Annotated in this window: 9 protein-coding genes; 4 read left to right on the top strand and 5 right to left on the bottom strand. The window is 38.9% G+C overall.

The genetic code is table 11. The features are described 5' to 3' along the window. Nucleotides 1–207: 207 nt before the first annotated feature. Nucleotides 208–636 carry a hypothetical protein gene (locus CK510_RS16115; RefSeq protein WP_095722672.1) on the bottom strand — a complete coding sequence of 143 codons (429 nt, stop codon included), beginning with the start codon at nucleotides 634–636 and terminating at the stop codon, nucleotides 208–210. A gap of 224 nt (nucleotides 637–860) precedes the next feature. Between CK510_RS16115 and CK510_RS16110 the strand changes: the two genes are divergently transcribed. After that, entirely contained in the window at nucleotides 861–2717 is a 1857-nt protein-coding gene (locus CK510_RS16110) for a S8 family peptidase (protein ID WP_095722671.1), read from the top strand. Between the two features lie 140 nt (nucleotides 2718–2857). On the opposite strand, the gene CK510_RS16105 is transcribed toward CK510_RS16110, so the two are convergent. Beyond that, nucleotides 2858–4846 carry an ABC1 kinase family protein gene (locus CK510_RS16105; RefSeq protein WP_095722670.1) on the bottom strand — a complete coding sequence of 663 codons (1989 nt, stop codon included), beginning with the start codon at nucleotides 4844–4846 and terminating at the stop codon, nucleotides 2858–2860. A gap of 502 nt (nucleotides 4847–5348) precedes the next feature. Between CK510_RS16105 and recN the strand changes: the two genes are divergently transcribed. Continuing rightward, entirely contained in the window at nucleotides 5349–7106 is a 1758-nt protein-coding gene (gene recN / locus CK510_RS16100) for a DNA repair protein RecN (protein WP_095722669.1), read from the top strand. Nucleotides 7107–7296: 190 nt separating this feature from the next. Here the strand turns inward: recN and CK510_RS16095 are convergent, their stop codons facing one another. Beyond that, nucleotides 7297–8907 carry an HlyD family secretion protein gene (locus CK510_RS16095; RefSeq protein WP_095722668.1) on the bottom strand — a complete coding sequence of 537 codons (1611 nt, stop codon included), beginning with the start codon at nucleotides 8905–8907 and terminating at the stop codon, nucleotides 7297–7299. A gap of 283 nt (nucleotides 8908–9190) precedes the next feature. After that, on the bottom strand, nucleotides 9191–10114 hold the full coding sequence (locus CK510_RS16090) for a DUF4349 domain-containing protein (protein WP_095722667.1): 924 nt from the start codon (nucleotides 10112–10114) through the stop codon (nucleotides 9191–9193). A gap of 187 nt (nucleotides 10115–10301) precedes the next feature. Here CK510_RS16090 and CK510_RS16085 point away from each other — a divergent pair, with 187 nt between their 5' ends. Together CK510_RS16085 and CK510_RS16080 are read left to right on the top strand one after the other, a co-directional pair. Continuing rightward, nucleotides 10302–11147, top strand: a complete 846-nt coding sequence (locus CK510_RS16085; protein WP_095722666.1) for a hypothetical protein — start codon at nucleotides 10302–10304, stop codon at nucleotides 11145–11147. A 109-nt stretch (nucleotides 11148–11256) separates the two neighbouring features. Beyond that, the gene (locus tag CK510_RS16080; protein WP_095722665.1) at nucleotides 11257–12132 is read left to right on the top strand and encodes an aldo/keto reductase; all 876 of its coding nucleotides are present in this window, start codon (nucleotides 11257–11259) and stop codon (nucleotides 12130–12132) included. Nucleotides 12133–12287: 155 nt separating this feature from the next. Here the strand turns inward: CK510_RS16080 and CK510_RS16075 are convergent, their stop codons facing one another. Beyond that, entirely contained in the window at nucleotides 12288–13091 is an 804-nt protein-coding gene (locus CK510_RS16075; RefSeq protein WP_095722664.1) for a CFI-box extended C-terminal domain-containing protein, read from the bottom strand. Nucleotides 13092–13213: the final 122 nt, after the last annotated feature.

Below are 13213 nucleotides of genomic sequence, written 5' to 3'. Positions count from 1 at the left end.
GTAAAAGCAACAGGAACCCTCAATATTTTATTTGCAATCATTGCCTATATTTTTTATACAAACTTTATACAAAACCCATCAAGAAAAGAATCAGTAATTATCCGCATCATGTGAAAATATACTTACTTGATTCCAGCTAATAAATTCCAATACACTTCAGCCAAGTCCTTATTTTATTCTCTCTGCGTCTTGGTGTCTTGGCGGTTCCTAAAAAATTTTTATTCCTTTTTCCCTTTCCCTTCTCAAATACTTACCCCATTCAGCAGCCAGAGGAATTTCTGTGAATGGAACTCGTACTGATTTTGCTGATTCCGAGAAAAGAAATTCTAATTCAATTAAACCTCCTCGTTGCGGTGGTTCTTCCATTTCCACTTGTTTTTTGTCAACAAATAGCTGGATATTAGCCACATCATCAAGTGAAAAAGTTTCCAGTTGGATTGGTCCAGTTGTTGTCGGCTTTCCCCAGGTGATATTATTATCCTTGAGACCTAAAACCGCATAAATATCATATTTAGCCTTGTCGAATTGTTCAGCCCAAATGCGGTAGGATTCAACCTTTTTAAATTCCCGCGAACCTTGCCAAGCCAACCAGAAAAATGCAAATAGTAAAGGCAACCACAAAAGACCGCGTTCCATAATAAAACTTTAATATATTTGTACGTAAAAACTCGTTATTACCTTGATGTTTAGTTAACGGGGTAAAACAGTAACTAGTCACTAACCCCATAACTTTGCTGTAAGTTGTTTCTTCTCACTTGAGTATCATTTTTGTTACCCCCCAATAATGAAACATTTAGACGGAACGAGTTACATTAAGTTATCTTAGTGAGCAACTGGCTTTCATCGCTAACCAAGTTTATATGAAAAGGCTCATACTACTCTGCTTATTTGTGATTGGGTTGAGTGCAACCCTGTTCCACTTTGTCAACTTCCAGGGATTAGCAGTCCAAGGGGAGTTTCAGACGATTGTGATTGATTTCCGCGAAGATATCCCCAAGGATAAATTACAACAGGATTTAAATGCGATCGCACAACAATTCCAAGTCACACCGCAACTCGATAATAAATTTTCAGCCAAAGATAATGTTTATATTATCAAAGGCGATAAAACAAGACTAAAGGAATTAAAGCGATCGCTATTTGCTAAAGATACAGAATTTGTCGAACCTAACTATATTTACAAAATTCCCAAGCTAGGGGAAGTCGCCAGAGAAGCCGAATTTTTACAAAACTCAGACGGTGAAGACAGCAAACCCCGAACAGGTGATGCCCCCAATGACCCACTCTACGTCAAGCAGTGGCACATGCACAACATCAACGTTGAAGGTGCTTGGAAGCTAACCAAAGGGAAAGGTATTACCGTTGCAGTCATAGATACCGGAGTCAGTAAAGTTCGCGATTTAGTCGAAACCAACTTCGTCAAAGGTTACGATTTCGTCAACGATCGCGAAGAAGCTACCGACGACAACGGACATGGAACCCACGTCGCCGGAACCATTGCCCAAGCCACCAATAACGGCTATGGTGTCGTTGGTATCGCCTACGAAGCTAACCTCATGCCCCTCAAAGTCCTCAGTGACTACGGTGGAGGAACCATTGCTGACATCGCCGAAGCAATCCGTTTTGCCGCCGATAACAATGCAGATGTGATTAACATGAGTTTAGGTGGTGGTGGTGAAAGCAAGTTAATGCAAGATGCCATAGAATATGCCCACAACAAAGGTGTAGTTATTATTGCAGCTGCGGGTAACGAAAGCGAAAACGGTTCCGCATATCCAGCCCGCTATCCCCACGTTATCGGAGTTTCCGCACTTGGTCCCGATGGCATCAAAGCCCCATATTCTAACTATGGAGCAGGTGTAGATATTTCTGCCCCCGGTGGAAGCGACGCAGGCAAAGTCCTCCAAGAAACCATCGACCTCGATAATAAGGGTGAAGAGACCTTTCTGGGCTTGCAAGGCACTAGTATGGCATCTCCCCACGTCGCTGGTGTGGCAGCCTTGATTAAAGCATCAGGAGTGAAAAATCCCGATGAAATCTTAGGTGTTCTCCAAAATTCAGCCAGAAAAATTCCCGAAGACAGCTTAAACTACTACGGAGCCGGACAACTCAATGCCGAAGCCGCAGTTAAAGAAGCTACCAAAGGACAAATCAACTTCCAAGACTTCTTCCGTTGGTTGCGCGACAACGGCTATCTCAATCCCCGTTTTTGGATTGATGGTGGTGCTTACGCCCTAATCCCCAAAATCCTGATGGTGATTGGTTCGTACCTACTTGCTTGGTTCCTACGGGTTTATTTCCCCTTCTCCTGGAGTTGGACTTTAGCAACAGGTTTACTTTTCGGCAGTTCGGGTTTATTTCCCCTCAAAGGATTTTACATCTTTGATTTACCCCAATGGCCCTTCCGGGTTTTGGGCAGTTCCATCCCCGAATTAGGTAATGCCATTCAAGGAACCAACGCATTTAATCCCCTCTTTGCCAGCGTACTTATTCCTTTAGGCTTATTGGGATTGCTGCTAGGTCATCCAAAATTGAAGTGGTTTGCCATTGGTTCATCGATTGGGATGGCAGCTTGCTTGGGAGTAAGCTCAATTACCGATCCTGCTGTGTGGGGTTTGGGAACTACTATACTTTCCCGTATCTTCTTAGTTGTTAACGCTCTACTGTGTTTTGGACTTGCTCACTTTGTTGTCACCAACGAAGAAAAAACAGTATAAAGCAACATCAAAAAATAAATTGTTCCCAATCGTAGGGGCGGGGTCTCCCCGCCCTTTCAGATGATATGGTGGTACATTGGTGATTGAAATATTTTATTTTCTAAAAGTCCCTTATGGGATAAAAAAAAATCAAATCAAAATCATGGAGAAATTGTTACTTGTTCACCTACTAATAACTGTCTTAATACTCGAATAACAGTCTTCTCTAACAATTGTCCAGTGATTTGCTGACCTAATCTTTGTACCCCAGGATTCAATAATATTTGTGTAATTTGGGGAATCAACTGATTCGTATCAAACCCTCTTGTCTCCTGGAGAATCTCCACAACTCTTTTAATATGCTCCAAAGTTTCTTGCTGCTCTAAATCTGCTGCTTGTGTTTCCTTCACTGCGGTAATTCCTACCTGTTCCCGCAATAAAGATGTAAAATTATGCAAAACATTTTTCCGCAAACCATCGACACTCTTTAATAACTCATCAATTAGCTTTTCGCGAATATATTGACCACGTTCTGACGAAAGAAAATCAACTGCCTGATTCAACACCAAATCAAAATCATACTCTTCATTACTCCGAGCATTTTTCAACAGGTTTTCCAAACGATTCCAGCGAAAACTACCCTCTTTAAATAATAAATCTTGTAATGATATCCTTAACTGAGGTGCGGGGTCAGTTAATAACCGTTTTGCTACATAGGGATAAGCTTCACTGAGGACTTTAAAATCAGGGTCAATGTAAATTGCTATACCTTCAAGTGTCACTAAAGAGCGAATAATCAACGCATAATAGGGTGGTACACGGAAAGGATACTCATACATCAATTCCGAGAGGTCGTCAGTTATACTCTTAATGTTGAAATCCGCTACACTTGCACCTTGAGCATTCGCGAATACCTTAGCAAATGCGGGTATAATCGGCGTTAAGTCAGTATCGGGTGTGAGAAAATCAAGCTTGACGTAATCGTTAGCTAAACCTTCAAAATCGCGGTTGACCACATGAACGATCGCTTCAATTAAACCATAGCGCTGGGCTGGTTGAACTTGGCTCATCATCCCAAAATCCAGGTATGCTAACTTCCCTTCAGGTGTTGCGAGTAAGTTACCTGGATGGGGATCGGCGTGGAAAAATCCATGCTCTAATAGTTGTCGTAACGAACACTGAACTCCAACTTCAATCAAATAACGCGCATCAATTCCATCTGCGGCTAATTCCTCAGTCTGGGTCAGCTTTTTACCATAAATCCATTCCATCGTCAGCACGCGACGATTCGTATATTCCCAGTATATTTTCGGCACATAAATGTCCTTCATGTGACCATAAAGTTGGAAAAATCTTTCAGCATTCTCACCTTCGTGGATATAATCCATCTCCTCGAAAATGCGATCGCCTAATTCATCTAAGATGCCAGCTAAGTCGCTACGTACCCTGGTGAATTTTTGTTTTCCCCATACGGCTAATTTACGGAGTATATATAAATCGATGGTGATAGCTTCACGTAAGTCTGGACGTTGGACTTTGATTGCGACTTCTTCACCACTAAATAATTTTGCTTTGTAAACCTGTCCCAATGATGCTGCTGCAATTGGTTGGGGTGAAATCTCGGCATAAATTTCCTCTGGTTTATGTCCGAGTTCTTCTTCTATAAATCTATAGGCTGTTTCCTGGGGAAATGCAGGTAGTTTGTCCTGTAGCTGGGTTAATTCTTCTAAAAATGCCGATGGGACTAAATCGGGTCTTGTAGATAATGCCTGACCAATCTTAATATACGCTGGTCCCAACCCCGTTAATAGTTCGCGAAACTGGATTGCACGACGACGATCCTTTTTTACCTGTACCCCTCGTTTCCCATCAAACCAGACTCCAAAGACAAAACTCAGAGTTGGTAATAACACCGACAAAATCCGCTTAAATACCTGAAACGGTCGAGATTGATAATATGATGCGATCGCATTGGCATCATATTTAATTTCTGAACCTATTCCTGAACCTGCTTCCCCAGTATTCACCACGGAGGATGGCAAGTTTGACACCTCCCCTCTCAAAGCCAGTAAACTTACTTCAGACATTTGGTTTGGAGAACTGACTTTTTCTAACATTTGGTTTGTAGGGGTCATTGTCTTAACGTTCATTTAACTTACCGCCGCACAGCAAGAGCAATGTCAATAATTGTAACAATATATAAATTAAAGATTTTGGAAATTTGCTAAATAAGATTAGCGTTCAATTATTTAGCTTAACTTGCAATTGGTCTGACAGTGTACCCGGATAACCGAAAATTTTATCCTAGCTTACCGAAGAAAGGCAGAAGGCAGAAGGAATAAAATATATTTTTGCCTTCTGCGATAGGGTTAAATATTTCTGATTATTGCGAGCGATAAGGAAACACCAAGAAAAAAATTGTCCCAATAAATAAATATATAAATAAGGGGCGGGGATACCCAGCCCCTACGAATGATACGATTAATAATTATGTAATTTGGGATATTTCATTTTCTGGAAGTCCCTAAGCAACCAATCGAAACTAGTTTTGGTAAAGGAAGGATACAATTGTATTAAATCTCAAAGTGCTTCTAGTAATTGTCCCTGAAATCCTAAATATCCTGCGTCTTGCCCTACGGAGATTTTGCCTCGATGTTGTGTCTGCTGCGAATTGAAAATTTTGCCCTTGTCGATCGGTTGGAACTCGAATTTGGTGCAGGTTTGAATGTGCTAACTGGGGAAACTGGTGCGGGTAAATCGATTATCCTTGATGCAATTGATGCGGTATTAGGTGGTAAAGTCTCCAGTCGTGTCATCCGTACTGGTACAAGTCGTACCCTAGTCGAAGCTACCTTTGCTTCTAATGATGCCTTAGCTGGGTGGTTAAGCGAACAGGAAATTGATTTAATTGATGATACCTCAGTAGTGATATGTCGCGAAATTTCTGCCACTGCTAGTAATATCCGCAGTCGTTCCCGTGTGAATGGGGTTTTGGTAAATCGCCAAGTCATGAACGGATTGCGGGAAAAGCTGGTAGAGATTACCGCACAAGGTCAAAGTGTACAAGTTGGGCAGTCTTCCCAAGTTAGGGAATGGCTTGATGTTTATGGTGGTGATAGCCAAATTCAGCAACGTCATGCCGTAGTCAGTGCCTTTGCCGCGTATCACCAAACACACCAAGCGTTAGAACAACGTCGAACTTTAGACAGGGAAAGGTTACAGCAACTCGATTTACTTACCTACCAGGTACAGGAACTCAGTGGAGCAAATCTGAGTGAACCCGACGAACTTGAACAGCTTCAACAAGAACGCGATCGCTTGACTCACGTAGTCGATTTGCAACAAGCTAGTTACAAAATTTATCAGCATTTATATCAAAGTGAAAGTGATAGTCCAACCGCTACAGACCTTTTAGGAGATAGCGAAGGGGAATTACTCGATATAGTAGAATACGATTCCTATCTGGAACCATTGTTAGATTTAATTCGTGATGCTCAAATGGCAGTGAATGAGGTAGCACGGCAAATTAATACCTATGGCGAAAATCTCGAAGCCGATCCGCAACGCTTGGAAGAGGTAGAAGAACGAATTCGCGAACTCAAACAAATAATTCGCAAATATGGTCCCACATTAACAGATGCGATCGCACATTTCAATCGTACCCAAGCTGAGTTAGCAGCACTTACCGATAGTGAACAATCAATCGAAAATTTAGAAAAGCAAGAAAAAGCCTGTTTAAAGAAGTTAAATCAAGCTTGTGAAAAATTAACCGAATTACGACGCAAAGCAGGAAAGCAATTAGAATCGCAAATAATTCGCGAACTCAAACCGTTAGCGATGGAAAAAGTCCAATTCCAAGTCCAAATCATTGCGATTCCCCCAACTTCCACAGGTGCTGATAAAATTACCTTTATGTTTAGTCCTAATCCTGGAGAACTTCTGCAACCACTCTCGGAAACCGCTTCTGGGGGGGAAATGAGCCGGTTTTTACTCGCTTTAAAGGCATGTTTCTCCCAAATCGACGCACCTGGTACAATGATATTTGATGAAATTGATGTTGGGGTATCGGGAAGAGTTGCCCAAAGCATCGCTGATAAGTTACATCAAATTAGTTCCCAACAGCAGGTATTATGTGTCACCCACCAACCACTGATAGCGGCAATGGCAGATAAGCATTTTCGGGTGTCAAAGGAAACAATTAACCAAGATAAAGGTAAAAAAGAACACAATGGACAAGGGGAAGAACGCACAGTTGTGAGAGTGACAGCATTGGATAACCAAAGCAAACGTCGAGACGAACTCGCGCAATTAGCAGGGGGAAAATCAGCACAGGATGCGATCGCATTTGCAGATTCGTTGTTAGTCCAAGCTGATAATCATCGTAAAGGTAAGAAAGGTAGTAAGAAGTAGGGGTCTCCCCACCCAGCCACACGAGCAATATAAATGATATGTTTAATAAAATATGGATTTTTTAACCGCCAAGACGCTAAGACGCAGAGGGAATAAAGAAGTATTTAGTTAGACTTTGTTCGGGTATGATATTAAACTTCTGAATTCTTTTTATTTTCTAGAATTCCCCAACAAAATATTTTGGGAATATCTACTTTAGCTCAACCCTTACAGTTACAGGAGTACCTGGTGCAATTTGTAACTGGGAATTTTTCCAAATATTTCTTTCTAGGGAGATTTTTACAGGTGGTTTTGCGGGAGTTATTTCTGATTTAGATTCTAATTTAGAACCTGATTTAGACATCGAAGAAACACTTTGAACCTTACCAATAAAAGTCTGATTTGATAACTGGGAAATTTTAATTTTTACTTTTTGTCCAGGTTTGATTTTTTTCAATTGTTCTGGTTCAAAACTTGCCGCAACCCACGGTTTCTGTGGAACCACTGACATTAAAGTTTGTCCTGATGTTACTTTTTGCCCAGCTTGTACCCGTTTAATGTTAACTTGACCATTATTTGGTGCAGTAATTTTGGTGTAATAAAGTTGGTATTGTGCTGCTTTAATTTGCTTTTGCGTAGTTAATAAAACATCCTGTATCAGTTTATAACGCTGCTTAATAATATCGTACTTATATTTATTGATTTTAGTTTCAGATAATAATGTAACTAGTTCTTTTTGTGCAGATACCTGAGTAATTCGTTTTTCCTGCGACTCTTTTTGTGCGGTTAATTTTTTTTGTTCCGCTAACTTTGAATTTAAAGCAGCTTGAATTTTTGGTAAATCAATTTCTTGCTGTTGTTTCTGACTGCTTACTTGAGGATTTTGGGAAATTAACTTTTGAGAATTAATATCCTGCTCTGCAAGTTTGATTTTCGCAGCTTGAGAATCCTCTATTTCCCGTTTTGTAACCCGAATTTCCTCATCTAGAGAATTTAACTGTGCTTGAATTTTAGAAACAGTTTCCCGTGTAATCCTTTCTTGATTATTGAGAAAATCCAACTGCGATCGCACCAATTTAGTTTCAGCTAGCTTGACTTTTTCTGAAAGGGATTTTCGTTCCTTCCCCAAAACATCATATTTCACCTTTGTACTTTCCAGAATATTCCGGGAAATAAACCCCAATCGATAGAGTTTAACAATGCGATCGCGTTCCAATTCACCTTTAATAAAGTTTGGTTCAAAACGTCGCAACTGAACTCGAATTTTATTTTCGACATTTTGGGCTTCAGTAACAAACGAGTCTGTAATCTTAAATACTTGGTTTATTTTTTTATTAGTAGTAATTATCGCCTTAGCATCACTGAGACTTCTTGCCGTAGCTTTAGCTTGTTCCTGGGAAATTGCCAGAGAAGCTTGTAAATGCTGGAGTTTAATTTCAAACTCTTTCGGATTCAGCTTGACTAACACAGCCCCTTTTTTTACATTCTGATTTTCCTTTGCCGTCACATTTGCTACTTTCCCAGGAACACGAGAATTGACAGCAACAATATCACTAGTAATGTAAGCTTTATTAGTTTCCTCGTAGCTGTGAGCGTAAAACCAGCGACAAACACCAGCGATAATAATAGCGATTCCAGTCATCCCAAGCCATCCAAACAGCCAAAAATTACCAGATTTTGAGCCAGATTTTAAGCTTGAATCTGATATCAGAGGTTCTTGAGTTTGAGCAACAATATCCCCTAGTTCTGCCAGAACTATCTGAGAATTGCTTTGGTTGACTTCTATCTGTCGAACCTTGTCTGAAGAATCCGAGCATTCCATTATCACACCTGGTATCAGAGATTACAACACGATTTTACTCGACAGAAAACCCCAGAGTATTGGCAAAAACCCCAATTTAAAGAGTTTTAGTTAGTAAAATCGGAATTTACCTGAAGTATCACTATTACTATCTGTACCAGAAAATGGGCATTTTTGAAAATAAAATTGGGTGTAATTATTTTTCTATAGCGAATAAAAAATCCAGAGTCTGAAAGTGTGAGATTGGGAATTAAAACCCTGTGGAGATTGATTGGGTAGCAGAATTCCCCCCCCATTAGCTCACTCAATCCCCTACATTCCCTCTCCTATTCCTATTACGATGCCAAAATTTATACCCATAGATAACAGCAATAATCATGAATAAATACGGACTATAAACCATCAGCCAAATAGCTAATTTGACTAGTCCCATACTGAACTTACTGACTGAACTTGTAGACTTACCCCAAGTTTCTTGAACTTGTAAACCAAAGCCACGCTGAGGATTTTTGCTGGAGACAGCAGCTTCTAAATTTAATGTAATAGTTGAATAAGTAACCTGATTTTGTAAATTTTTTAACTGAGCATCAATTCTTTCAATCGAGTTACGAACATTACTAAGTTCTTGAGAAACACTTAATGTATCCCGTACCGAACCTGCCTTATCCATGATTTTTTGCAGATTCGCTTCAGTTCTTCGTAAATTAGCCAACTGTGCCTGAAAATCAACAATTCTATCCCCAGCATCTTCTGCTGTAATATTCCGACTTTTAACACTTCCGAGTTTAGCTAAACCATCCAAAGTCGCATCCAACGAACTTTGAGGAACACGCATTTGCATCAATGCTGTATGACGCGCAAATTCATCTTTAGGTTGATTTTCTGCTAACTTAATTAAATCACCTTGTTGTTTATTAATCAGTTGCGTAACTGTTTCAATAGTTTGCCCAACTGACTCCACAACCATACTCATAGTTGCTTTCTTTATTAATTGTGACTTGACTTGTTTTAATGGTGATACCTGCCCAGCATTGAGCAATTTTTGTGTTGTATTCGCAGATTGGGGAATTTGTGCGGAATTTGCTGCAACATTCTCCATTTGATTTAAGTTTTTTTGATCTAAACTTGGTGGTACTGACTTAGTTTGGACATCAGGAAGCGACGAAGCACAACCAGTAAATACCAAACCTCCCAACGCAGCAGCAAAAATAACGCCATGTTTTTTCATAACTCTATCCTCAGACAGATGAATTTTAGCTATCAATTTAATCTACAAATTTAATCCCAGTATGAATCCTTTCTCAAATTAGAATGCTGTTGTTGCATTTTATGTAACAAGAACGCTGGATTTTGAGTAATAAAGCTTGATTTTGAAGAAAATAATAGTTTTGATTCCACCTCAAGGAGATATTCACATGGTTGCATCTTATCCCTCTCCCGTAGATAAATTACTAACTTATGGGGAAATTGACATTTTAGAGGTAAGCAATGTCTTACAGGAAGACAGGGAGCATCTACACAGCAAAAAAAGAGGAATAAATTACGTAGAAGAACTTGGTTTTACTTTAGAACACGTTCCTGATTTACTACGTATGGTAGTTGATGAAGAATTGAATTTCGGGGATGGTGAAAACTTAGAATATTGGGCACCAATCCATGCATTAAGGGTAATTGGGGAACTCCGTGCAGAAGACGCAATTCAACCATTAATTGATTTTTTCCAGACAGTCGATCAGGAAAATGATTCGATCATGATGGCACTACCAGATGCGATCGCAACGATTGGTGAAAAAGCAATTTCTCCACTGGAAGCATGTATTACCAATTTTTCCCAGGAATCCAATCAAGATAATGGTTGTGAAGATGCCGTCATCGCACTGGGTTCTATTGCGACAAAATATCCAGAATTAAGTGACAGATGTGTTAAAATTCTAACTCAGCAACTAGAATGCTTTGCAGATAATAAAACAGAAATAAATGGTTTACTAATTGAAGAACTAATTGAATTAAATGTTGTTGAATCTGCTCCAATTATTGAAAAAGTATTCGCAGCAAAACGTGTTTCCCTCTGCTTAGTAAGAAATTGGGAAGAAGCACAAATAGAACTAGGTTTAAAAGAACAACCACCAGCCAAATACGTCAATTACTCATTTGATGAAGAATTTAAATATTCTCGAAATCAACCCCAATCAACAGCACAAGGTTTTGCAAGCTCCAATCCACAACAAAAGAAAAAGAATCAAAAAAAAGCAAAAAAATAAATAGCTAAAAATCATCCGCAAGTAGAATACTTTATTCCCAATACACAGAATAAAGTAATGAATAGATAATTCCTTCTTCCCCCATTCCTTAATCTCTTTCAACATAGTTATGCAAACAACAGAAATCGCAAAAACTGGCATTTCCGTAAGCGCGATCGCATTAGGTGGAATGCCAATGTCAATATACGATCGCCCTCCCGAATCCCAATCCCTCGATACCATCCATCGTGCTTTATATTTAGGTATCACTTTTATTGATACTGCTGACTCATACTGTAAAGACGAATCGGACAAACACCATAATGAAAAGCTTATATATAAAGCATTACAAACCTACAAAGGTGATGTAAGTAAGGTCATTATTGCTACCAAAGGTGGGTTAATGCGTCCCAACCAAAGCTGGACGCAAAATGGCAACCCCCAGCATTTACGGGAAACAATTCGTGTTAGCTTTGAAGCACTTGGTGGAAATAAACCCATAGATATTTGGCAATACCATTCACCAGATCCAAAATACACCATCGAGGAATCTCTTAAAGCGGCAAAAGAAGCAGTAGAAGAGGGTTTAATTCGCTTTGTTGGTGTTTCTAACTTTTCCGTTGAACAAATTAAAAAAGCGCGAGATGTGGTGGATATTGTCTCCGTACAAAATCAGTATAGTCCGTGGCAGCGTCAACCAGAATCTGATGGTGTTTTGGCATATTGCGAGCAGGAAAATTTGACGTTTTTACCTTGGAGTCCTTTTGGTGGGATGCGTCGTCATACAGGATTGCAAGATATGCCTGTATTAGCAAAATTAGCGCAAGAAAAAGGCGTATCTGTATATTGTATTGTGTTGGCATGGCTGCGTTCCAAATCTCCCTGCATTTTGCCAATTCCTGGTGCAAGTAAAGCTTCGAGTGTGGAAGATTCGGTACAAGCTATAGATGTTAAGTTATCAAGCGAAGAAGTCGCAAATATTGATAAAGAGACTTCCAGTATTTAATATAGCAATCCTAGATGATAAGACCTGTGGGCAAGTTACGCTAACATGAAAAATAACAAAAACCTGTAGAGACGTAGCAAAGCTACGTCTCTACAATTCTGGTTTTAGGATATTGAAATACATCGCAGTTTTATCTATCTGCAACCCCTAAACAGTCACGATTTATGTTTTCTTATCTTCCTTGCTATATTCTCAAGCTGCTTTCTGACAAAATTCTTAAAAGCTGGTTTACTACTAATATATTCTGCTAATTCAGGACTGAACTTATAATATCCTTTAACAAAAGCTTTCCCAAATATATTTGTTAATAACTTATCATCTCGGAATTGTCTAAAAGTATCTAAATCAGGATGTTGATTTGTTGAATAAGCTGCTGTAGCGATAAAGCAAGAAGAATCACTGGTACTACTTTCGTTATTTAATTTTAAAAGAATGCTTTTATTTGAATATATTTCATCAAATTTAGTACACAGTTTTTCAAAGCTTTCGTTATTTAATAATATGGCTTTTTCATCAACATTCATGTGTTGTTCAGCTAATATTCCCAATTCGCCGTTATTTTCCATAAAGTCTGCTTCTGCACATAATTTTTTATACTGCTCTAATTGTTGATGGTCGAAATAAACGCTATAAGTCTCCAAACTTTTAAGAGCTAGTCGATTGTGTTTACAAAAAATATCAGCATGTTTGAATTGTTGGTTAGAATGGAGACATTTAGTTATTCTATTACATAATAAATTCAGGAGAAAAATACTATCAATTGTTGCTTTTCTTAAAGAAGCTGTATCAAGCCAATTCCCAATATACATAAAACTGTCGTGAATATAACTCAAAGAGTACGCATATTGATTAAGAGCTTCACTATAATTTTCATTACGCTCGTGATTCTGCCCTAACTTGAATGAGTAATTAAAGTTATTTAGAGCCTTTTCCCATTCTCTTTCTACAAAATTAGCCATTTTTTTTTAAAATATGTCTATAACTTTTCAAAAGTCAATCATGTTTAAATACATTCTTTTATCAAATTAATCACTAAAAATTTATACGTCATCAGTAAATATCCTAAATGCATAGATATAAC

Origin of the sequence: Brunnivagina elsteri CCALA 953 (assembly GCF_002289455.1) — a bacterium.
In the GTDB taxonomy this organism is placed as follows: domain Bacteria; phylum Cyanobacteriota; class Cyanobacteriia; order Cyanobacteriales; family Nostocaceae; genus Brunnivagina; species Brunnivagina elsteri.
This window is presented reverse-complemented; position numbering and strand designations above follow the sequence as displayed.